This window comes from Achromobacter sp. UMC71 (assembly GCF_014170305.1).
Lineage (GTDB): Bacteria > Pseudomonadota > Gammaproteobacteria > Burkholderiales > Burkholderiaceae_B > Achromobacter.
In genome coordinates this window covers 68823-91855 of the sequence record NZ_LZZT01000060.1, presented here as the reverse complement: position 1 = coordinate 91855, position 23033 = coordinate 68823, and the positions used below count along the sequence as shown (strand labels likewise).

19 protein-coding genes are annotated in these 23033 nt (G+C 67.2%); 13 read left to right on the top strand and 6 right to left on the bottom strand.

Translation table 11 applies throughout. The annotated features are described in order from the left end of the window. The first annotated feature begins 17 nt into the window (after positions 1–17). Positions 18–1631 carry an ABC transporter substrate-binding protein gene (locus tag A9974_RS29250; RefSeq protein WP_183007644.1) on the top strand — a complete coding sequence of 538 codons (1614 nt, stop codon included), beginning with the start codon at positions 18–20 and terminating at the stop codon, positions 1629–1631. A 66-nt stretch (positions 1632–1697) separates the two neighbouring features. Here A9974_RS29250 and A9974_RS29245 read toward each other — a convergent pair whose 3' ends face one another. After that, entirely contained in the window at positions 1698–2612 is a 915-nt protein-coding gene (locus A9974_RS29245) for a LysR family transcriptional regulator (protein WP_183007643.1), read from the bottom strand. A 162-nt stretch (positions 2613–2774) separates the two neighbouring features. On the opposite strand from A9974_RS29245, the gene A9974_RS29240 reads away from it, so the two are divergent. From A9974_RS29240 to dapD, 10 genes are all read left to right on the top strand, one after another. Next, a complete protein-coding gene (locus A9974_RS29240) occupies positions 2775–4208 on the top strand; it encodes a M20 family metallopeptidase (protein ID WP_183007642.1) in 1434 nt (477 codons plus the stop codon). A gap of 64 nt (positions 4209–4272) precedes the next feature. Beyond that, the gene (locus A9974_RS29235) at positions 4273–5244 is read left to right on the top strand and encodes a succinylglutamate desuccinylase/aspartoacylase family protein (RefSeq protein ID WP_183007641.1); all 972 of its coding nucleotides are present in this window, start codon (positions 4273–4275) and stop codon (positions 5242–5244) included. A gap of 65 nt (positions 5245–5309) precedes the next feature. Further along, the gene (locus tag A9974_RS29230; RefSeq protein ID WP_183007640.1) at positions 5310–6953 is read left to right on the top strand and encodes an ABC transporter substrate-binding protein; all 1644 of its coding nucleotides are present in this window, start codon (positions 5310–5312) and stop codon (positions 6951–6953) included. Positions 6954–7002: 49 nt separating this feature from the next. Further along, positions 7003–7980 carry an ABC transporter permease gene (locus A9974_RS29225; RefSeq protein ID WP_183007639.1) on the top strand — a complete coding sequence of 326 codons (978 nt, stop codon included), beginning with the start codon at positions 7003–7005 and terminating at the stop codon, positions 7978–7980. Positions 7981–7985: 5 nt separating this feature from the next. Next, the gene (locus A9974_RS29220) at positions 7986–8903 is read left to right on the top strand and encodes an ABC transporter permease (protein WP_183007638.1); all 918 of its coding nucleotides are present in this window, start codon (positions 7986–7988) and stop codon (positions 8901–8903) included. A gap of 136 nt (positions 8904–9039) precedes the next feature. Further along, on the top strand, positions 9040–10023 hold the full coding sequence (locus A9974_RS29215) for an ABC transporter ATP-binding protein (protein ID WP_183007637.1): 984 nt from the start codon (positions 9040–9042) through the stop codon (positions 10021–10023). After that, positions 10020–11030 carry an ABC transporter ATP-binding protein gene (locus A9974_RS29210; RefSeq protein ID WP_183007636.1) on the top strand — a complete coding sequence of 337 codons (1011 nt, stop codon included), beginning with the start codon at positions 10020–10022 and terminating at the stop codon, positions 11028–11030. Before A9974_RS29215 ends, A9974_RS29210 begins: the two co-directional genes overlap by 4 nt. A gap of 5 nt (positions 11031–11035) precedes the next feature. Beyond that, positions 11036–11941, top strand: a complete 906-nt coding sequence (locus tag A9974_RS29205; protein WP_183007635.1) for an alpha/beta hydrolase — start codon at positions 11036–11038, stop codon at positions 11939–11941. Positions 11942–11979: 38 nt separating this feature from the next. Then, positions 11980–13107, top strand: coding sequence for a M20 family metallopeptidase (locus tag A9974_RS29200; RefSeq protein ID WP_183007634.1), 1128 nt, complete (start codon positions 11980–11982; stop codon positions 13105–13107). 1093 nt (positions 13108–14200) lie between these two features. Beyond that, complete coding sequence (dapD, locus tag A9974_RS29195) at positions 14201–15181, top strand: 2,3,4,5-tetrahydropyridine-2,6-dicarboxylate N-succinyltransferase (protein ID WP_183005284.1); 981 nt, start codon at positions 14201–14203, stop codon at positions 15179–15181. 111 nt (positions 15182–15292) lie between these two features. Here dapD and A9974_RS29190 read toward each other — a convergent pair whose 3' ends face one another. Together A9974_RS29190 and A9974_RS29185 are read right to left on the bottom strand one after the other, a co-directional pair. Beyond that, complete coding sequence (locus A9974_RS29190) at positions 15293–15919, bottom strand: hypothetical protein (protein ID WP_183005283.1); 627 nt, start codon at positions 15917–15919, stop codon at positions 15293–15295. A 134-nt stretch (positions 15920–16053) separates the two neighbouring features. Next, positions 16054–16986 carry a GlxA family transcriptional regulator gene (locus A9974_RS29185; RefSeq protein ID WP_183005282.1) on the bottom strand — a complete coding sequence of 311 codons (933 nt, stop codon included), beginning with the start codon at positions 16984–16986 and terminating at the stop codon, positions 16054–16056. Positions 16987–17150: 164 nt separating this feature from the next. Here A9974_RS29185 and A9974_RS29180 point away from each other — a divergent pair, with 164 nt between their 5' ends. Then, on the top strand, positions 17151–17987 hold the full coding sequence (locus A9974_RS29180) for an SDR family oxidoreductase (RefSeq protein ID WP_183005281.1): 837 nt from the start codon (positions 17151–17153) through the stop codon (positions 17985–17987). Here the strand turns inward: A9974_RS29180 and A9974_RS29175 are convergent. Continuing rightward, the gene (locus A9974_RS29175; protein ID WP_183005280.1) at positions 17954–18841 is read right to left on the bottom strand and encodes a class II glutamine amidotransferase; all 888 of its coding nucleotides are present in this window, start codon (positions 18839–18841) and stop codon (positions 17954–17956) included. The genes A9974_RS29180 and A9974_RS29175 overlap by 34 nt on opposite strands. Positions 18842–18979: 138 nt before the next feature. On the opposite strand from A9974_RS29175, the gene A9974_RS29170 reads away from it, so the two are divergent. After that, positions 18980–20038: a low specificity L-threonine aldolase gene (locus A9974_RS29170; RefSeq protein WP_183005279.1), complete on the top strand. Its 1059-nt coding sequence runs from the start codon at positions 18980–18982 to the stop codon at positions 20036–20038. Between the two features lie 3 nt (positions 20039–20041). Here the strand turns inward: A9974_RS29170 and A9974_RS29165 are convergent, their stop codons facing one another. Then, positions 20042–20869 (bottom strand): AraC family transcriptional regulator, encoded by an 828-nt coding sequence (locus A9974_RS29165; protein ID WP_183005278.1) that lies wholly within the window; start codon positions 20867–20869, stop codon positions 20042–20044. A 72-nt stretch (positions 20870–20941) separates the two neighbouring features. After that, positions 20942–23005: a UvrD-helicase domain-containing protein gene (locus A9974_RS29160; RefSeq protein WP_183005277.1), complete on the bottom strand. Its 2064-nt coding sequence runs from the start codon at positions 23003–23005 to the stop codon at positions 20942–20944. Positions 23006–23033: the final 28 nt, after the last annotated feature.

Here is a 23033-nt window from a genome sequence, read left to right as displayed (position 1 = left end):
CATCCGGAGTTGTCACCATGAAGTTGCGCACCACCCTGGCCCTTGTGGCCGCCGCCATTCCCTTGGCCGCAGCCCAGGCCCAGACGCTGAAGGTCGGCCTGTCGGCCGAACCCACCTCGGCCGATCCCCACTACCACAAGATGACGCAGAACGACGCTTTCTCTGCGCACGTCTACAGCTCCCTGGTGGGCCGCAGCGCCGACATGAAGCTGGTGCCCGCGCTGGCCACCTCGTGGAAGAACCTGGATGACCTGACCTGGGAATTCAAGCTGCGCGACGACGTCAAGTTCTCCAACGGCAAGCCGTTCACGTCCGAAGACGTGCTGTTCACCATCTGCCGCACGCTGAACAACGAGACCAACGTGTCGCAGTCCTACATGGACACGACCAAGCTGATCACCGACGTGCAGACGCCGGACGCGCATACCGTCATCATCAAGACGGGCGCCCCCTTCCCGCTGATGCCCGCCGAAATGGCGCGCTCGCTGCCAATCATCTGGAACGGCATCGTCGAGCATGGCAAGCTGACGTTCGACCCGAAGAAGGGTTGCGGCGTGACCGGCGCATGGCCGACCGTGGCCGACTTCAACAACGGCAAGGATGCCATCGGCACCGGCCCGTACACCCTGAAGTCCTACGTCAAGGGCACCGGCATCGAGCTGGTGCGCAACGAAAACTACTGGGGCCCGAAGCCCTACTGGAAGGAAGTGAAGTTCGTGCCGGTGCCGGCCGCGGGTCCGCGCCTGACCGGTCTGCTGTCGGGTGACTTCGACATGATCGAAAACCCGGCCGCGCGCGACCTGCAACGCCTGAAGGACAACCCCAAGTTCGGTTTCGTGGCCACGCCGTCGACCCGCCTGGTGTTCTTCCAGCCTGACATCGGCCGCAACCCGAGCCCGTTCGTGAAGGCCGCCGACGGCAAGAACCCGCTGCAGGACCTGCGCGTGCGAAAAGCCATTTCGATGGCCATCGACCGCAAGACCATCACGGCCCGCATCATGGACGGCATGGCCACCCCGGCCTACCAGTACATGCCCGACGGCATGTTCGGCGCGTTGCCCAAGGCCCCGGAAATCAAGTACGACCCCGAAGGCGCCAAGAAGCTGCTGGCCGAAGCCGGCTACCCCAACGGCTTTGAGTTGACGCTGTCGTCCACCAACGACCGCTACGTCAACGACGGCCAGGTCGCCCAGGCCGTGGCCCAGTACCTGGCCCGTGTCGGCATCAAGACCAACGTCGACGCCATGACCGCTTCAATCTACTTCCCCAAGCGCGCCAAGCGCGAGTTCAGCTTCTCGATGGGCGGCTGGCCGGCGGAAACGGGTGAAGCCTCGGCGCTGTTCCAGCTGTGGGTCGCCTCGCTCGACTCGCCCAACAGCCTGGGCACCAGCAACTATGGCGGCTTTTCCAACGCGGATTTCGACAAGGTCTACAAGCAGGCCATCGTGACGGTCGACGCCCCCAAGCGCGAAAAACTGCTGCAGGACGCCACCCAGATCGCCCTGGACAACGTGCCGCTGATCCCGTTGCACTTCGAAAGCAGCATCTGGGCCTTCCGCAAGGGCATCACTTACGAAGGCCGCCGCGACCAGTTCACGCTGGCCACCTCGGCCAAGCCCGACGCCAAGTAATCCGGCCTCGCGCAACGCAAACGGCTGCCCCGCGGGGCAGCCGTTTTTCATGGTGGCCGGCAGCCGTCAGACCTCGGGCCCCTGGTCCAGCACCAGGTCCAGCTCGCGCGACAGCAGCGCAATGAACGCCTCGGCCTTGGGTGGCAGCACCCGCCCCTCCATGACGTAGATCTGCAGCGTCCGCGACTGCAACTCCGCGTTCGAGATCGGCACCGCTACCAATTCTTCGCGCTTCAGGCTCCAGGCGACCGAAATGTAGCCGCTGAGCATGACGGCGTCGGACTCCAGCACGAAGCCGTGCAACGGCGACGAATCGTTGCAGGTCAGCGTGGGTTCGAGCTGCACCGATTCCAGCAGGCACCCCATCTCGAACAGGTGCCGGGACGAGGTGCCCAGTCCAGTCAACGCCAGTGGATATTGGCCCAGGTCCTGCAGGCTGACATTTCGGCGCCTGGCCAGCGGGTGGCCGGCGGCCATCACCGCGTGCACCGGGGCGCGGCGGGAATAGCGCACGCTGACGCCGCTGACCCGCTCCACGTTGAAGGTCATGCCCAGCTCGACACTGCCCTCGGCCACCCGCCGGGCGACGTCGTGCGACGGGCCCACGTGCAGATCGAAGCGCACGCCAGGCCAATCGCGGCGAAAGCGCACCATGGCCAAAGGCAGGAAGACACGGGCCACGCCTTCGACCGCGGCCATCCGGATCTCGTTGCGCGCCATGCCCTTGAGCCCCGCGATCTCCTGCAGCACCGATTCGGACTCCAGCAGGGTGCGGCGGGCATGCGCCAGCAGCAACTGGCCCGCTTCGCTCAGGACCATGCCGCGCGCGGCGCGCTCGAACAACGGCGCGCCCGCCTCTTCTTCCAGCTTGGATATCTGCCGGCTGATGGCGGACACGGCCACATGCAGGCGCTCGGACGCGCCGCTCAGGCTGCCCGCCTGGGCAACCTCGACAAAGTACCTCAGGGCGATGCCGTGCATGGTCAACCCTCGCTGATGACTCGGAGCCGGGATGAAGCTTTGCCTTTTATGCAAAGCTATCAATAAATATTCTAATTGTAGAGAAAGCTTCCCTGATCCTAGAATTTGCGCAACGATCCAGGCAGGCGCGCACGACGCGTCCGCCCCAAAAAGGGGAAGTCCGTGTCAACAGCAGTTCCGAACGCCAGCCGCGCCGCCGCTGTCGGCCGCGCGGCCGCCTACGCCGAAAGCGGCGCCTTGCAGCGCGATCTGGCCGAGCTGGTCGCCTATCGCACCGAAAGCCAGAACCCGGACCAGCGCGAGACGCTGTATGACTACCTGCGGTTGGCGGTCGGTCCCCGCCTGCAGGGTCTGGGCTTTTCCTGGCAGATCAAGGACAACCCCGTGGACGGCGGCCCGCCGTTCCTGTTGGCCGAGCGCCTGGAAGACCCCGCGCTGCCCACCGCGCTGATGTACGCCCATGGCGACGTGGTGCGCGGCTACGACGAGCAGTGGCGCGACGGCCTGGCCCCCTGGCGGCTGACGGCCGAAGGCGACCGCTGGTACGGCCGCGGCACGGCCGACAACAAGGGCCAGTACTGCATCAACATGGCGGCGCTGGAACAGGTGCTGGCCGAACGCGACGGACGCCTGGGTTTCAATCTGCGCATGCTGGTGGAATGCGGCGAGGAAGTCGGCTCGCCCGGCCTGCATCAGGCCTGTGACCAGTGGCGCGAGCTGCTGGCGGCCGACGTGTTCATCGCCTCCGACGGCCCGCGGCTGGCCGCCGACCTGCCGACGTTGTTCCTGGGATCGCGCGGCACGCTGCTGTTCGACCTGGTGGTGGACCTGCGCGGCCACGCCCACCATTCCGGCAACTGGGGCGGCGTGCTGCCCAACCCCGGCATCATCCTGGCCCACGCGCTAGCCAGCCTGGTGGATGCACGCGGCCGCCTGCTGGTCGACGGCCTGCGTCCCCCGGCCATCCCGGCCGCGGTGCGCCAGGCGCTGGCCGACATCCAGGTGGGGCAGGACGAAGATGCCCCGGACATCGACCCCGATTGGGGCGAGCCCGGCCTGTCGCTGGCCGAGCGCCTGTTCGGCTGGAACACGCTGGAAGTGCTGGCCTACAAGACCGGCAATCCCGACAACCCGGTGGGCGCGATTCCGCCGCGCGCCAGCGCCACCTGCAATCTGCGCTTCGTGGTCGGCACCGACTGGCGCCAGACCGAAGCCATCCTGCGCCGCCACCTGGACGCGCGCGGCCTGTCGCAAGTGGCCATCCGCATGCGCCGCGGCACGCCCGCCACCCGGCTGGACCCGGACGATCCCTGGGCCCGTTGGGCGGTGGCCTCGCTGACCGCCACTACCGGCAAGACGCCGGCGCTGCTGCCCAACCTGGGCGGCACGGTGCCCAATGACGCGTTTTCCGAGGTGCTGGGCCTGCCCACCGTGTGGGTGCCCCATTCCTACCCCGCCTGTTGCCAGCACGGCCCGGACGAACACCTGCTGGCGTCCGTGGCGCGCGAGGCCGCGGCCATCATGGCGGGCCTGCTCTGGGACCTGGGCGAACAAGGCGCGGCCATTGCCGCCCAGCGGCGGCGCCTGGCCACCTGACCCGTTCCTGAGCGCCCTGCGCACGCATCCCCTATACAATCCCCTTCGCTTGATCGGAGTTCCCATGTCATCGTCTTCATCCGCGCCCCAGCCGCGCCCCTTTCTGCTTGCCTGTCCGGATCTGTCGGCCGAACGCCTGGGCAATACGGACACGCCGGGCGTCTGGCATTTCGACTCCGGTGTGCCGGGTAAGCGCGTCATGCTCAGCGCCCTGATCCACGGCAACGAGCTGTGCGGCGCCTGGGCCCTGAAAGAAGCCCTGGCCGCGGGCCTGCGCCCCCGGCGCGGTTCGCTGACGCTGGCGTTCTGCAACCTGGCCGCCTTCGACCGCTTCGATCCCGCCCACTACGCGCCGGCGCGCTTTGTCGACGAAGACATGAACCGCGTCTGGAGCGACGACAAGCTGGCCCTGCCCCTGAGCCAGGAACGCCGCCGCGCCGCCGAGATCCGCCCCTGGGTGGCCCAGGCCGATTGGCTGCTGGATTTCCACTCGATGAGCAATTCCGACGTGCCGCTGCAACTGACTGGCATGGAACAGCGCAACATCGACCTGGCCCTGGCGCTGGGCAACCCCGCCACTATCATCGCCGATGCCGGCCACGCCGCCGGCGTGCGCATGCGCGACTACGGCCGCTTCGGCGAAGCCGGCGACAACGGCACCCGTTCGCTGCTGATCGAATGCGGCTTCCATGGCGCCCCCGAAGCGCGCGGCGTGGCGATCGACCAGATGGCGCGGTTCCTGCTGGCCGCCGGCACGGTGGACGAAACCGACCTGCCGCAAGACTGGATCGCCCCCCAGGCCAGCGCCCAGCGCGCCCTGCGCGTGACCCATGCGGTGGCCGCGAAAAGCGCCGACTTCCGTTTCGCCGAGCCCTGGAAGGGCCTCGAAACGCTGGCGCGCGCCGGTACCGTCATCGGCTGGTCCGAAGGCGAGGCCGTGACCACGCCCTACGACGATTGCGTGCTGATCATGCCGTCCACCGCCAACCTGCGGGCCGGCGTCACCGTCGTCCGGCTGGCCCAGCCCATCCTCTGATCGTCCGAGCGGCGCGCCCTCGATGGCGCGCCGCCTTACACAAAAGCAATCCAAGGGAAGCAGCAATGTCCGCAAACGTTTTCATCCGCAGTGTCTTGTCCGCCTGTACGCTGACGGCCGCCCTGGCCGCCGCCGCGCCCGCGGCCCTGGCCCAGGCAGCCCCCCAGACGCTGCGCATCGGACTGTCGTCCGAGCCCACCGCGATGGACCCGCACTACCACCAGGCCACGCCGAACGACTCGATGACCTCGCACATCTTCGAGACGCTGGTGGGCCAGGACGCCAAGATGAACCTGATTCCGCGGCTGGCCACCGCCTGGAAGCCGGTGGACGACACCACTTGGGAATTCACGCTGCGCAACGGCGTGAAGTTCTCCAATGGCGAGCCCTTCACCGCTCAGGACGTGATCTTCACGCTGTGCCGCGCGCTGCACAACGAGCAGTCCATCGGCGGCTCGTACGCCAGCGTGGTGCAGAAGCTGGCCTCCATCGACGTGCGCGACGGCAACGTGCTGGTCATCAAGACCCACCAGCCCTACCCGCTGCTGCCCAACGACCTGACCCGCAACGCCATGATCTGGAGCGGCATCGTCCAGCACGGACCGATCAGCTTCGACCCGAAGAACCAATGCGGCGTGACCGGCCCGTGGCCCACGGTGGCCGACTTCAATACCGGCAAGTCCGCCATCGGCACCGGCCCCTATGTCCTGAAGTCGTACGTCAAGGGCAGCGCCATCGAGCTGACGCGCAACGAGGCCTACTGGGGTGACAAGCCCGCCTGGCCGAACGTGAAGCTGGTGCCGGTGCCCGCCGCCGGCCCGCGCCTGACGGGCCTGCTGGCCGGCGACTTCGACCTGATCGAGAACCCCGCCGCACGCGACGTCAAGCGCATTTCAGAAACACCGGGCTTCGGCTACGTCATCACGCCGTCGGTGCGGGTGGTGTACTTCCAGTTCGACGTGGCGCGCAGCCCCAGCCCCATGGTGCGCGCCGCCGACGGCAAGAACCCGCTGCAGGACGTGCGCGTGCGCCGCGCGATCTCGCTGGCGATCGACCGCAAGGCCATCACGCAGCGCATCATGGACGGCGCGGCCGTGCCCGCCAACCAGTTCCTGCCGGACGGCATGTCCGGCACGCTGCAGCCGGCGCCCGAGCTGAAGTACGACCCCGCCGCCGCCAAGAAACTGCTGGCCGAGGCCGGCTACCCGGACGGCTTCGAGCTGACCATCTCGTCCACCAACGACCGCTACATCAACGACGCCCAGATCTCGCAGGCCGTGGCGCAGTACCTGTCGCGCGTGGGCATCAAGACCACGGTCGACGCCATGACGCGCTCGGTCTACTTCCCAAAGCGCGCCAAGCGCGAGTTCAGCTTCGCCATGGGCGGCTGGTCGTCGGAGACCGGCGAGGCCTCGTCGTTCCTGCAGTACTGGGTCAGCGCCTTCGACAAAGAGCGCGGCCTGGGCACCAGCAACTATGGCGGCTACGACAACCCCGAATTCGACCGCGTCTTCAAGCGCGCCCTGATCACCGTCGATCCGGCGGCCCGCGAAAAGCTGCTGCAGGAATCCCTGACCCTGGCCCTGGCCGACCTGCCCAGCATTCCCTTGCATTTCGAAAGCAGCATCTGGGCGTTCAAGAAGGGCCTGACCTACGAAGGCCGCGCCGACCAGTACACCCTGGCCATGTCGGCCAAGCCCGCCCAATAGGACCGCCCTTCCGGCGCCCCAACCCCAAGCCCACCAAGGAAATCATCACGTGGCCCTTTTCATCCTACGCAGACTGATACAGAGTCTGTTCGTGCTGCTGGCCGTTTCGGTCGTGGTCTTCTTCGCGGTCTATGCCGTGGGCGACCCGATCGAGCTGCTGGTCAGCCCCGAAGCCAGCCAGGCCGCCCGCGAAGCAATGATTGCCCGCCTCGGCCTGGACCTGCCCGTGTGGCAGCAATACGCCGGGTTCCTGTGGCGCGCGCTGCACGGCGACCTGGGCACGTCGTTCGTGCACGGCATCCCCGCCATCGAACTGATCGTGCAGCGCATCCCGGCCACCTTCGAGCTGGTCATCCTGGCCATCGGCCTGACCTGTGTGGTCGGCATCCCGCTGGGCCTGGTCGCCGGCCTGTACCGGGACGAACCGCTGGGCCGTGGCATCATGAGCTCGTCCGTGCTGGGCTTTTCGCTGCCCAACTTCTGGCAGGGCATGATGCTGATCCTGCTGTTCGCCGTCTGGCTGGGCTGGCTGCCGGCCACCGGCCGCGGCGAAACCGTGACCGTGCTGGGCGTGCGCCTGTCGATCCTGACGGCTGACGGCTGGTCGCACCTGATCCTGCCGGCGATCAACCTGGCGCTGGCCAACATCGCCCTGGTGCTGCGCCTGACCGCCTCGGGCGTGGTCGAAGCGCGCAGCCAGGACTACGTGAAGTTCGCCCGCGCCAAGGGCGTCAAGCCCGGCCGCATCGTGCGCCGCCACATCCTGCGCAACATCCTGATCCCGGTCGTCACCGTGATCGGCATGGAATTCGGCAGCCTGATCGCCTATTCCACCATCACCGAAACCGTGTTCGCGTGGCCCGGCATGGGCAAGCTGCTCATCGACAGCGTCTACCAGCTGGACCGCCCCGTGGTGGTCGCCTACGTGATGCTGGTCACCCTGATCTTCGTGGTCATCAACCTGGTTGTGGACATCCTGTACGCCGCGCTCGACCCCCGCGTGCAGCTCGTGACCCCCGCTCAATAAACGCCATGGCTAATCCTCCCAATACCGGCCGCACCCGTACCGTCCAGCCCCTGGCCGATACGCCCAAGCGCGCCTCGATCCTGAAGAAACTGCGGGCCCGCCCCACCGTGCGCGGCTCCGTCATCGCCCTGGCCATCCTGATCGTGCTGGTGGTGTTCGCACCGTACTTCGCGCCGCAGAATCCCTATGACCTGGCCAACCTGTCGCTGATGGACGGCCGCCTGGCGCCGCGCCAGGCGCTGATGGACGGCAGCATCGCCTGGCTCGGCACCGACGACCAGGGCCGCGACATGCTCAGCGCCATCCTGTATGGCCTGCGCATCAGCCTGATGGTGGGCCTGTCCGCCGTGGTACTGGCCACCGCCGTGGGCGGCGCCGTCGGCCTGGTGGCCGCCTACATCGGCGGCCTGGTCGACACCGTGCTGATGCGCATCGTCGACTTCATCCTGGGCTTTCCGACCATTCTGGTGGCGCTGGTGCTGCTGGTGGTGCTGGGACGCGGGGTGGACAAGGTGATCCTGGCGCTGGTGCTGGTGCAATGGGGTCATTACGCCCGCATCATGCGCAGCCGCGCGCTGCAGGAGCGCCGCAAGGAATACGTCGAGGCCGCCGCCAACCTGGGCTTTCCGGCCTGGCGCATCATGGTGTTCCACCTGTTGCCCAACTGCCTGGGCCCCGTGATGGTGTTCGCCACCATCCAGATCGCCACCGCCATCGCCCTGGAGGCGACGCTGTCGTTCCTAGGGGTCGGCGTGCCGATTACCGAACCGTCGCTGGGCCTGTTGATCTCCAACGGCTTCCAGTACCTGCTGTCGGGCGACTACTGGATCAGCCTGTTCCCGGGCATCGCGCTGTTGCTGCTGATTCTTTCCATCAATATCGTAGGCGACCGCCTGCGCGAGAGCCTGGACCCGAAGAGATGACGCCCACCCCCGAAGCGCTGCGCGCTTCCCCCTCAAGGGGGCATGCCAGCGGCCCGGCAAAGCCGGCTCCGCGGCATCCCGATGGAGCAATGTGCATCGCATGCGTTGCGACTACGCTGCGCACTGGATTACTGAAATGAGTGAAATCCTTCTAGAGGTGCGCGGCCTGCGCACCGCATTCCATACCGAGGCTGGCGCCTGGCTGGCGGTTGATGGCGTTGATTTGACGGTGCGCCGCGGCGAAATCGTGGGCCTGGTCGGCGAATCGGGTTCGGGCAAGTCGGTCACCGGCTTCTCGCTGCTGGGCCTGATCGACCCCCCGGGCGAAGTGGTCGACGGCGAGGTCAAGTTCAAGGGCAACGACCTGCGCAAGCTCTCGGAAGAGCAGATGCGCCAGTTGCGCGGCAACCGCATCGCCATGATCTTCCAGGATCCCCTGATGACGCTCAACCCGGTGCTGCGCATCGGCGAACAGATGATGGAAGCCATCCTGACGCACGAAAACGTGCCGCGCGCGCAGGCCCTGGAACGCTGCCGCGAGGCGCTGGAGATGGTCGGCATTCCGTCGCCGGAAAAGCGCTTAAAGAGCTACCCGCACGAGTTCTCCGGCGGCATGCGCCAGCGCGTGGCGATCGCGATCGCCATGCTCAACAAGCCCGACCTGATCATCTGCGACGAGCCCACCACGGCGCTGGACGTCACCATCCAGGGCCAGATCCTGTACCGCATGCAGGAGATCTGCCGCGAGCACAACACGGCGCTGATCTGGATCACCCACGACCTGGGCGTGGTGGCCGAACTGGCCGACCGCGTCGCGGTCATGTATGCCGGCCGCATCGTCGAAAGCGGCCCGGTCGAACAGGTGCTGGACGCGCCGCGCCACCCCTACACCAAGGGCTTGCTCGACTCGATGCCCGGCGCCACCCAGCCGGGCGCGCGCCTGCACCAGATCAACGGCATGGCGCCCAGCCTGGCCGGCCGCCCGTCGGGCTGTGCCTTCCGGCCGCGCTGCGCCCATGCGGTCACGCGCTGCACCGAACAAGCCCCCACCGTCACCAATGAAGGTCCGCGCAGCTATCGCTGTTACGTCCCGATCGCCCGCGAGGCCGAGCAAGCATGAGCCAAGCCGATACCCCCGTCATCGAGCTCAAGAACGTCCATAAGCGCTTCGAGCAGCGGCCCGACCTGGCCCAGCGCATCCTGGCCCTGACCGGCCGCCCCATCGACCGCCGCACCGTCTATGCCGTCAACGGCGTGGACCTGCGCATTGGCCGCGGCGAAGTCGTCGGCCTGGTCGGAGAATCCGGCTGCGGCAAGTCCACCCTGGGCCGCGTCGTGGCCGGCCTGCACCGCCAGACCGAAGGCGACCTGCTCTACCAGGGCCAGGACGCCCGCCGCCTGCGCGGCGCCGACAAGCTCGCCTACACGCTGGGCGTGCAGATGATCTTCCAGGACCCGCAGGCCTCGCTCAATCCGCGCCAGCGCCTGCGCCAGATCCTGGGCGAATCGCTCAAGGTGCACAAGTTGGCGCCGCCGGCCGAGATTCCCTCGCGCATCGACCAGGCGCTGAAGGAAGTGGGTCTGGACACCGAATACCGCGACCGCTTCCCGCACCAGATCTCGGGCGGCCAGCGCCAGCGCATCGGCATCGCCCGCGCGCTGATGGTGGCGCCCAAGTTCCTGGTGTGCGACGAACCGGTGGCCGCGCTGGACGTGTCGATCCAGGCGCAGGTGATCAACTTGTTCATGGATCTGCGCGAGCAGCATGGCTTCACGTACCTGTTCATCAGTCATGACCTCGGCGTGGTCAAGCACATCTCGGACCGCGTCGCGATCATGTACCTGGGCAAGATCGTCGAGATCTCGACGTCGGCCGAGATTTTCGCGCGCGCCAACCACCCGTACACTCAGGCATTGATGGCCGAGGTGCCGGACGTGGGCCGCCGGGGCCGCAAGTTCACGCCGATCAAGGGAGAAATCCCGTCGCCGCTGAACCCGCCGCCGGGCTGCACGTTCAACCCCCGCTGTCCCCACGCCATGCCGCGCTGCCGCGAGCAGGCGCCGTCCCTGAAAGAAATATCGCCGGGCCACTGGTCGGCCTGCCACCTGAACGAAGCCACCGCCTGAACGCCATGAAACCCTCTGACATGTCCAATAAGGACCGCATCGCCATCGAAATGGGCCATGCGGGCCGCAACACCATCGCCTACATCGACGAAGACCGCAATGCCGACCGTCCGTTCAAGCTGCAGACCTACCGCCCCTACGGCTACACGCCGGACCGCCCGGTGGTGATCGTGCAGCACGGCGTGCTGCGCAACGGCGACGAATACCGCGACTTCTGGGTGGAGGCAGCCGACAAGCACAAGCTGCTGATCGTGGCGCTGACCTTCTCCAACGAGATCTGGCCCGGCGTCGAAAGCTACAACAACGGCCGCGTGTTCTCGGCCGGCGGCAACCCCCGCCACATCGACGGCTGGACCTACGCGCTGGTGGGCAACGTCATCCGCGACATGATCGACGGCGAAATCACCGACGGCCAGAACATCTACCTGTTCGGCCACTCGGCCGGCGGCCAGTTCGTGCACCGCCTGATGAGCAGCCAGTCGCATGCGCCCTTCAAGGCCGTGGCGGCGGGCAACCCCGGCTGGTACACCCTGCCGACGTTCGACTACCCCTTCCCCGAGGGCATGGACGGCGTGGGCTTGAACGAAGAGCACCTGGTCAAGCTGCTGGGCTACCCGATGATGATCATGGCGGGCGACCAGGACATCGCCACCGACGACCCCAACCTGCCTTCGGAACCGGCCGCCATGCGCCAGGGCCCGCACCGCTTCGCCCGCGCCCACAACTATTTCGAGGCTGGCCGCAAGGAAGCCGAACGCCGCGGCGTGCCGTTCAACTGGACGCTGCAAGTGGTGCCCGGCATCGGCCACGACGGCCGCGCCATGTCCGCGGTATGCGCCAGCCTGTGGTTCGACGGCCGCATGCCCGACGCCGCCGAGCTGGCCCGCCTGGCCGGCCAGCAGGTCGCCTGAACGCCCCCCCTTTCCTAGCCGACATCCCCGATACCGCTATGTCTTCTACCCGCACTGAACAGCTCGTCGCCGGCATCCAAAGCTGGCTGCAATGCGAATCGCCCTCGAACTTCCCCGACGGCATCGCCGCCATGGCCCGCATCATCGCCGACTACGCCGCCGCGGCCGGCCTGACGGTGGAACTGTCGTCGCTGGGCCCCGCCACCGGCCCGCTGCTGTACGCCACCAACCGCGCCCCCGGCGACACGCGCCCCGGCATCCTGATCCTGGCGCACATGGACACGGTGCACCCGGTCGGCACGCTGCTGGAGAACCCGGTGCGCATCGACGGCGACCGCCTGTACGGCCCGGGCAGCTATGACATGAAGGCCGGCATCTATCTGGCGCTGACGGCCCTGGCGGGCGTGGCCCGCCCCGGCGCAACGCAACTACCGGTGGACTTCCTGGTGGTGCCCGACGAAGAAACCGGCAGCCACGCCTCGCGCGTGCACATCGAACGTTTCGCGGCCAACGCGAAGTACGCGCTGGTGTGCGAACCGGCCCGCCCGAACGGCGGCAAGTGCGTGACGGCGCGCAAGGGCACGGGCATGCTGAACCTGAACGTCAAGGGCCGCCCTGCTCACGCAGGCATGCAGCACGAAAAGGGCCGCAGCGCGATCCGCGAGATGGCACACCAGGTGCTGGCGCTGGAAGCGATGACGGACTACGAACGCGGCATCACGGTCAGCGTGGGCACGATCGCAGGCGGCACGGTAACGAACACGGTGCCGGCGCTGTGCCGCTGCGTGGTGGACTTCCGCGTGCCGGACATGGGCGCGGCAGAAGACGTGCTGCGCCGCATGCGCGAGCTGTGCGCGGTGGGCCCTGACGTGGAGCTGGACATCGATGTGGAACTGAACCGCCCGCCGATGGTGAAGACGGACGAAGCAGCCGCGCTGCTGGCGCTGGTGCAGGGTTACGCGGAACGCGCGGGCTTCCTGCTGGAAGATGCGCCCATGACGGGCGGCGGCAGCGACGCCAACTTCACCTCCGCCATGGGGGTGCCGACGCTCGATGGTTTAGGTGCGGATGGGGATGGTGCTCATACGTTGAATGAGTACATCCTGGTTTCTACGTTGGAGCAGCGGTTGAAGTTTTGGGAGTTGTTGTTGAAGGATCTGGCTTAAGAGCTTGATGATTGTTTGATGCGCGGTTTTTTCTTCTTGAGCCGCGCGTGACGGGGCAGGCGGGTGAGGGCGGGGCTACGATTGCGGTCCGGAGCCTTCGCTCCGGACTGCCCCGTGCTCATCCTCGTCACCGCCTTCGGCGGTTCCTTCGGATTCCGCCGGGCGCATCTACACGCCCCGCCCTCACCCGCCTGCCCCGCCACGCGCTCTTGATGTGCATTACTTACGGCCTCTGGGGCGGTCAGTGTGCTTGGCATGCTAGTCACCATCAAAGGGGGTTGGAGGAGGGTGCGGTGCCCGCCTCGTGCCGGCCGCGCGGGCGGCCTTACGAGGCTTACGCGGTGTCTTGCGTAAACGGATGCCGCTCTCGCGCCTGCGGTGAGCGTGTGTGCTTTGAATGCCTGTCGTGCTTTGAGTGCGGGTCGTGCTATGAGTATCTGTCGTGCTCTTAGTGCCTGTCGCTTTGAGTGCCTGCCATGTTTTGATCACCAATAAAGCAGCATCCGATTGGCACCGGCCTTCTAGCGGCGCGGATGCCGTAGATTCCAACAAAGTCTCCAGCGCCCGATGGGCGGCGCGCGAGACGGTCTGCATGCGCAAGCCAGTGCCTGCCGCGCCGCCCATCACCGCCCCTCCCCCCTGACAGAGCAACCATTAGAAAACCGCTCCCCACCAGCGCGAAGCGCACCCCCACCACAGTCAGCAACCCAAATGCCAAACGTGGCCGCCCGCGCGGCCACGGCTTGGCGACCCTGCAGATTTCATGCCCTGACCACAGGTCTAGCAGCGCAACGGACCCAGACACGCGTAGCCCGTCGTGCAGGGCTTCGTGGCAGCGGGCAACCTCGATGCGCCCGAGGGAATCCGTAGGGAGCCGAAGGCGGACGAGGATGACAACGGGGTAGTCCGGCGCCCGCGCGCCGGACCGCAATCGTGGGCGCCCGCTGCCACGAAGCCCTGCACGACGGGCGACCTACGAAGAACAACTCGAGCCGCAAAACGCAAACACCAGCACGCCCCCCAACAAACCTGGCCTAGAATATTCCCCCAAGAGAAACCCCAAAAAAAACCACAACAACACTCAGCAAGCACCATGTCCCAAGCCACTCAAACCAGCGCCATCGCCTACGGCCTAGCCACCATTGCCGCCGACGGCACCGTTCTTGATACGTGGTATCCGCGCCCTTCCCTGGCCGACAACTCCCCCGCCGGCGGCACTCGCCACCTGACGCCTGAAGAAGCGCGCGCCGCCCTTGGCGAACATGTGCCGACGTCTCTTGGCCGCGATACGCGTCGGAAAGTCGATATCGTTGCCGTGCGCACCGCCATCGCTTCGCTCGATGCCCCGCCGGTTGATGCCCATGATGCCTATCTGCGCCTGCATCTGCTCAGCCATCGGCTCATCCGGCCGCACGGCGCCAACCTGGATGGCTTGTTCAATGTGTTGGCCAATGTGGCCTGGACCTCGGTCGGGCCTTGCGCTGTCGATCAGGTCGAGGCCTTGCGTTGGCAATTGCGGGCGACTGGCCAGGTCCTGGAAATCCGGGGCGTCGACAAGATTCCGCGCATGACCGACTACGTCGTGCCGGCCGGCGTGCGTATTGCCGATACCGCGCGGGTGCGGTTGGGTGCGCATCTGGCGGCGGGCACCACCGTGCTGCACGAAGGCTTCTGCAACTTCAATGCCGGCACCCTGGGGGCCTCCATGGTCGAAGGCCGCATCAGCGCGGGGGTCATCGTCGATGACGGCACCGACGTGGGCGGCGGCGCGTCCATCATGGGCACCATGTCTGGTGGCGGCAAACAGGTCGTCGCCATCGGCAAGCGCTGCCTGCTCGGCGCCAACTCGGGCATCGGCATCTCGTTGGGCGATGACTGCGTCGTCGAGGCGGGTTGCTATGTCACTGCCGGCACGCGCGTGCTCACGCCCGAAGGGGCCGTGGTCAAGGCCGTCGAATTGGCCGGCCAGCATGGGCTGCTATTCCGCCGTAACTCGCAGACCGGCGCGGTCGAAACACTGGTGCGCACGGCGGCCTGGGGCACGCTCAACCCGGCCCTGCATACGGGCCATTGATCCGCGCGGCGAACGCCGCGCCCCCATGACACAAGGGCCGCTTTCGCGGCCCTTGATGCTTCGGAGATTGCGCTATGCGCCTGGTGTGTGACGCCAGAGGCATCCAGGCCGTCAGGCCGATGCTGCTTGCGCCGTTTCACCCAGGCGGTCGTACACCAGGTTGACGAACAGGTCCGAACTGAGGATGCGCGCTGCGGGGCACGAGAACACCGTAGCGCCGTCGTCGGTACTCAGGCTGACCGTTTCGGTCCAGTCGTTCAGGTCGATGCGTTGCAGCGATTCGTACGGCCAGGTGTTGGCACCGATGTGCAGGCCTTCGGCCGACAGGGCCAGTTCGCGTGTGGTCAGGTCGGGGAAATCGCCGCCATCCAGCGTGCGGAACGCCACCTTCGCGCCGTCGGCCAGCTTGGCTTCCAGCACCGGCAGGCGCTGGTCGACCAGGCGCGAGCGGAACGCGTCCATGAAGCGGGGAAATTCGGCGATGTTGCCCGGCACCAGGGTCCAGCCGGGTTCGGCGCGGCTGCGGTAGGCGAAGCGGTCGATGCCGTCGGGGCCGGTTTGCGGGCCGGGGGCAGACAGATACAGGTCGGAGATGTCGGCAAAAGCGGTGTAGCGGCGCTCGCCGTCTTGCTGGCGGACGATGCCGCGCTCGTGCAGCTCAAAGCAATCCGGGGTGCTCCCCGTGTCGGCAAACACCGCCAATGCGTCGGGGGCCTGCGGGGTTCTTTCATCAGTCATGCAACTTCCTTATTGGAATCGGGGTGCTTTCGCGGCCCAGGAACGTCGCAAAGTCATGCGATACGCATTCTCCCCCATATCGGCAAAGCGTGCTTGATGACCCCGTTTTAGCGGGCGGTTGGGCAATAACCGGGTCAGGCGCGCATCACCCGCAGCATCGCCTGCGGCGATTGGCCGAATGCGCGCAGAAAGGCCTTGCGCATGCGATCGCGGTCGCCGAAGCCGGTTTCGCGCGCGACGACCTCGGCGGGATGGCGGCCCGATTGCATCATGCCCTGCGCGGCCTCCAGCCGCAGGTGTTCGACAGCCTTGGCCGGCGACTGGCCGGTTTCCTGCCGGAACACGCGGCTGAACTGGCGCGGGCTCAGGTGGGCGGCGCGGGCCAGTTCCTCGACCGACAGTTCGGCCTTCAGGTTGGCGCGGGCGTAGGCCAGCGCCGTCTGCACCCGATCGGACTTGGCATCCAGTTCCAGCAGCGCCGAATACTGCGACTGGCCGCCCGCGCGGCGCTGCGTCAGCACCAGTTTGCGCGCCACCATGCGGGCCACGTCCGCCCCCAGGTCCGCCTCCACCATGGCCAGCGCCAGATCGACGCCCGCGCTCATGCCCGCTGAAGTCCACATGGGGCCGTCGGCCACGTAGATGCGGTCTTCGTCCACCTGCAGCCCGGGATACTCGCGCTGCAGGCGCCGCGCGAAGTGCCAATGGGTGGTGACGCGGCGGCCTTCCAGCAGGCCCGCCCGTGCCAGGATGAAGGCGCCGGTGCACATCGCGGCGCAGCGCCGGACGCGGCGGCTGGCGGCGCGCAAGGCGCGCAGCAGGCCATCAGAGCCGCCTTCGCCGGTGTTGTCGCCCGCCACGATCAGCGTGTCAACCGCAAGCCGTCCCAGCTTGACGGAATCCACCGCGAAGCCTTGCGAGCTGGGCACCGGCCCGCCGTGCTCGGACACCAGCAGCACCCGGTATTCCTCCGTGCCGGTGTGCATGTTGGCCGTTTCGAAAACGGTGCCGGCCGCCAGGCTCAGGACCTGGAAACCGGGGTGCAACACGATCGCGATTGTTTTCATGGCTAAGCCCGTCAATACGAAATAGCGCCTTGCGCAAGCTCTGGACCGTCCGGCTCGGCCGAATGTCCTAAAAAGACGCTTCTATGTCATTGAGGATATTCCACTCCGATTCTACTCTGCAAGCGTACCGGCGGCGCTGGCCGCCTTCCCCCTTGGAGTCCGCAATGAGCAATACCCTCGACAACACTACCCCTGGCCGCGCGCTGATCACCGGCGCCTCGGCCGGCATCGGTGCGCGCTACGCGCATCACCTGGCACGGCGCGGCCATGACCTGACACTGGTGGCGCGCAATGCCGACCGGCTGGAAGCCCTGGCCGGCCGCCTGCGCGCCGACACCGGCCGTGACGTGCGCGTGCGGGTCGCCGACCTGTCCAACGCCCCGGATCTAGCGCGCGTCGAACAGGAACTGCGTGACGACACGACGCTGACCATGCTGGTGAACAACGCGGGCATCGGGTCCGTCGCGCCGTTGCTGCAATCCGACCCCGCCCAGATGCAGGCCATGATCGACCTGAACGTCACCGCCCTGACCCGCCTGACCATGGCCGTCGTGCCCGGCTTCGTTGCGCGCGGCCACGGCACGCTGATCAACATCGCATCGATCGTGGCGCTGCATCCCGAAATGCTCAATGGCGTCTACGGTGCCAGCAAGGCCTATGTGCTGGGCTATTCGCAATCGCTGCGTCACGAGCTGGCGGACAAGGGCTTGCGCATCCAGGCCGTGCTGCCCGGGGCCACCGGCACCGAGTTCTGGGACCTGGCGGGCAAACCGGCCAGCGAACTGCCGGCAGGCATCGTGATGAGCGCCGACGACATGGTGCAAGCGGCGCTGGCCGGCCTGGACCAGGGCGAGTTCGTCACGATTCCGGCCCTGGCCGATCCCGGCCTGTGGCAGCGCCTGGAGGATGCGCGCCAGGCCTTGGGGCCGCTGCTGTCGCACAACGCGCCTGCGCCGCGTTACGGCATTCAGGCGCCCGGCGCCACCGGCACGAACGGGTAGTGCTCGACCCGGCCGCGCGCGGCGATGATGGCGGTGGCCTCGGGCACCTCTTCCCAGGCCCCCGGCATCTCGGTCAACGGTTCGGACAGCAGCAGGAAGGCATCATCGTCCAGCGCCGCGATCTGCGGATCGTCGGGATACAGCTGGCGCAGATGGTGCAGGCAAGTGTTGTGGAACAGCGTGCGTGATTCGCCTTCACTGGAATAGCGCACCGCGATCAGGCGCTCGCCGTCCAGCGCGCAGATCGTCATGTTGATGGGTTGGGCCACCCCATGGCGCCGGCCGGTCTCCTCCACCGCGCCGACCATGCGCGCCAGCGCCGGCAGCGCGTCTTCTTCCAGGCCGAAGGTCAGCGCCAGCAGGAACATCACCTCGGAATCGGTCGACCCTTCCAGCGAACCGAAATAGCTGGGCGCGATCATCAGCATCAGATCGCGCCGCAGCAGCGGATAGTCGCGGATGACGCCGTTGTGCACGAACAGCCAGTTGCCGTGGCGGAACGGATGGCAATTGGTTTCCTGGGCCGGCGTGTCGGTGGCGGCGCGGATGTGAGCCACGAACAGCGGCGCGTGGATGGCGCGCGCGGCTTCGCGCAGGTTGCGGTCGTTCCAGGCCGGATGCACGCTGCGATAACGGAACGGCGGCTCTTGGCGGGCCAGGGCATCCCGGGGTTGACCGTCCTGGCTCGGGCCGCCCCGTGCCTGGCTGTACCAGCCCAGGCCGAAGCCGTCGCCATTGGTGGTGGTGACGCTCATGCGCGCATGCAGGCTCTGGTCGATCAGAGAGTGCTTGGCCTTGAACAGCACGCTCTCCATTTGCAGGGGACTACCGGTATAAGCCAGCCAGCGGCACATGATGCGCTCCTTCAAGGCAAGCCCGGCGCGGGGCGGTACGGGACCGTCCCAGTGTAAGCCGCGTGCAATTTTCTACAAGCCCGCCTGCGGCGGCCACGGCATAGTGCAATTCCGCCGTATCCGCCAGAGAGCCTTGCCTTGGACACCCCGACCCCATCCCTACCGCAGCTGGGTTTTTCCAGCGACAACATCGCCGGCGCCAGCCCGCAAGTCCTGGATGCGCTGCTGCGCGCCAATGAGGGACAGGCCCAGCCCTATGGCGCCGATGACGGCAGCCAGCGCGTCGCGCGGCAACTGAGTGAAATTTTCGAGCGCGAGGTCGACGTGCTGCTGGTGCCTACCGGCACGGCGGCCAATTCGCTGGCGCTGTCGGCGCTGACCCCGCCCTGGGGCAGCGTGCTATGCCATGCGCAAAGCCACATCGCCAACGACGAATGCGGCGCGCCGCAGTTCTACACCGCCGGCGCGCGCCTGACGCTGCTGGACGGCGAGGCCGCCAAGATCGACCCGGCGCAGCTTGCGGTCGAGGTGCGCCGCAAGGCTGGCGACGTGCATTCGATGCAGCCTGCCTGCGTCAGCATCACCCAGGCCACCGAAACCGGCAGCGTCTACACGCTGGATGAGATCGCCGCGATCAGCGGCATCTGCCGCGAGGCCGGCCTGCCGCTGCACATGGACGGCGCGCGCTTTGCGAATGCGCTGGTCAGCCTGGGCTGCACGCCCGCCGAGATGACCTGGAAGGCCGGCGTCACGGCGCTGTCGTTCGGCGCCACCAAGAACGGCGTGCTGGGCGCCGAAGCTATCGTGCTGTTCGAGCCCGGCCTGGCGACCGAGCTGGCCTACCGGCGCAAGCGCGGTGGTCATCTGTTTTCGAAGATGCGGTTGCTGTCGGCCCAGATGGAAGCCTACCTGGATGACGGCCTGTGGCTGCGCAATGCGCGCCAGGCCAACGCCATGGCGGCCCGCCTGGCCGCGGGCATGGCCGGCCTGCCCGGCGTGCTTACACAAGGCCCGGCGCAGGCAAACATCCTGTTCTGCCACCTGCCTGCCGCGGCTATCCAGGGTCTGCTGGCGCAAGGCTTTCTCTTCTATCACGACCGCTGGGGCCCCGGCGTGGTGCGCCTGGTCACCTCGTTCGCCACCCGCGAACAGGATGTGGACCATTTCCTGGCGGCGCTGCGCGCCCAGTTGCAATAGGGGTCAGGCCGCGCGCCGGTAGGCCGATGGCGGCACGCCATAGGCCGTGCGGAAAGCGCGGTTGAAATGGCTCTGGTCGTAAAAACCCACGTCGGCGGCGACCTGGGCGATCGACGCGGGCGCGCGGGCCAGCACGGCGCAGGCCCGCTCCAGCCGCAGACGCGTCAGCCAGGCGTGCGGCGTCAGGCCCACCGTCAGCGCGAAACGCCGCAGGAACTGGTAGCGGCTCAGGCCGCATAACCGCGCCAGGTCTTCCAGGCCGATCTTGTCGCCCAGGTGGGCCTGGCAGTAATCCAGCACCGTGCGCGTGTGCGCCGCCGACAGGCCGCCACGGATATCCTGCCGCGCCACCGCGCCGGTGCGCGCGAACAGCGCGCCCATCAGCGCCAGCGAGGCGGACTCGTGCGCCAGCGGGCCGGCGGCCGCGCCCGCCATCCATGACGCGTGCAGCGCCACGAACCGCGTGGCCAGCCCCGCGTCCTCGATCAAGGTACCCAGGAAGCGTTCGTCCGGCGCGGCGCCCGACACCTCGGCCAGGAAACCGCGCATCAAGTCGGGCGCCATGCGGAAGGTCTTCAGCGTGTAGGAATGGCCGTAGTCGTCCACGCCCGTGCCGTCGTGGATCTCGCCCGGCGGCATCAAGGCGACGGCGCCCGGCCCCAGCAGGATGCTCTGGCCGCGAAAGGTCTGGCGCTGCACGCCCTGGGTCACCAGGCCGATGTGGTAATCGACGTGGTAATGGCGGTCGAACTCGAATTCGGACAGGCGCGCCACGCCCAGCACCAAGCCCGGCGTGCCAGGCACCGGTTGATATCGAACGTCGTCCTTCATGGATAGCGCCATGGTGCAAAGCGGCAGGTATAGCCCCTGAAGCCGGCCTCCGTCATGTAATTTATTGCGGCGCTACTTCTTGAGCAACGCCTTGAGCATGGCCATGCGCTCTTTGGGGTTCATGGCGGCCGTGGTCTCGTCTTCCTGCACCGTCGGGTCATCCAGCCCCATTTCCTCGATGAAGCGCGACGGTTCGCGCACCACGTCTTCGCGCGCCCGGCGGCGGCGCTTGCACCAGCTGAGATTCAGGCTGCGCTGCGCCCGCGTGATGCCCACGTACATCAGCCGGCGCTCTTCCTGGATGCGCGTGGCCAGGTTTTCGGCCGCCCGCGCCGGATCGCCGTCTTCGTCGTCCTTGCCCAGGTGGGGCAGCAGGCCTTCTTCGACGCCGGCCAGGTACACGTGCGGATACTCCAGCCCCTTGGACGCATGCAGCGTCGACATCTTGACCGCGTCCGGCTCTTCGTCCTCGCCGCGGTCCAGCATGGTGACCAGCGCCACGTGCTGCACCAGGTCGAACAGCGACATGTTGTCCTCTTCGGCCTTGCGCTTGAGCCAGCCGGTCAGTTCCAGCACGTTCTGCCAGCGCGTCTGCGCGGGGCGCTCGTCGAACAGCTCGAACAGGTGACGTTCGTACTGGATCGCCTGCACCAGGTCGTCGAGGATGACGCCGGCCGGCTCGGCGGGCGCACCGTCCTTGCCCGACGTGGCGCCGCGGCCGGCGCGCCATTGCATGCGGCGGATGAATTCGGTGAACGTGCGCAGGGGTTCCAGCTGGCGCGGGGCCAGCTGGCTTTCCAGGCCGGTCTCTTCCACCGCGGCCAGCATCGACAGCTCGCGGCTGGCCGCGTACTGGCCCAGCGTCTGCAGGGTCGCCTGGCCGATGCCGCGCTTGGGCGTCGTGGCGGCGCGGATGAACGCCGGATCGTCCTCGTCGTTGGCCAGCAAGCGCAGGTAGGCCAGCACGTCGCGCACTTCGGCCTTGTCGAAAAAGCTCTGTCCGCCCGAGATCGTGTACGGAATCTTCAGGTTGCGCAGCGCCTGCTCCAGGATGCGCGACTGGTGGTTGCCGCGATACAGGATGGCGAAATCCTTCCATTGCGCCTGGCGCTCGAAGCGCGAGGCCGAGATCTTCATGGCGATGGATTCGGCTTCCTGCTCTTCGCCATCCATCGCCGACACCAGGATCGGTTCGCCCACGCCCAGGTCCGACCACAGCTTCTTGTCGAACAGCTTGGGGTTCTTCTCGATCACCTGGTTGGCCGCCGCCAGGATGCGCTGGACCGAGCGGTAGTTCTGCTCCAGCTTGATCAGCTTCAGGTTCGGGTAGTCGGTGGTGAGCTTGGCCAGGTTCTCGATGGTGGCGCCGCGCCAGGCGTAGATGGCCTGGTCGTCGTCGCCCACCGCGGTGAACATGGCGCGCGGCCCGGTCAGCAGTTGCACCAGGCGGTACTGGCACACGTTGGTGTCCTGGTATTCATCCACCAGCAGGTAGCGCACGCGGTTCTGCCAGCGCGTGCGCACGTCTTCGTTGTTGGCCAGCAGGATGGCCGGAATGCGGATCAGGTCGTCGAAGTCCACCGCCTGGTAGGCGGCCAGCGTGGCGGCGTAGCTGCGATAGACGTTGGCGGCCTCGACGTCGCCTGGCGTGATGGCCTCGCGCGCGGCGTCGTCCGGGTCCATCAGCGCGTTCTTCCACAGCGAGATGATGCCCTGCACATGGCGCAGCCGGCCCTTGTCGGTGGTGGCCAGCAGCTCCTGGATGATCGCCATGGCGTCGTCGGCGTCCAGGATGGAAAACGTGGGCTTGAGTCCGGCGTTGCGGGCCTCTTCACGCAGCAGCTTCACGCCCAGCGAGTGAAAGGTGCTGATGGTCAGACCCTTGCCCAGCTTGCGATCCACCAGCGTCTTGACGCGCTCGTCCATCTCGCGCGCGGCCTTATTGGTGAAGGTCAGCGCCACCACGTTGCGGCCCATGTAGCCGCACTCGCGCAGCAGGTATGCGATCTTCTGGGTGATCACGCGCGTCTTGCCGCTGCCGGCGCCGGCCAGCACCAGGCAGGGGCCGTCCAGGTACAGCACGGCTTCTTTCTGCGCGGGATTCAGGCCGTGGCCTATGGGTTCGCTTGCGGACATGGGGACTCGGGGAAAGGGAATCGATCAT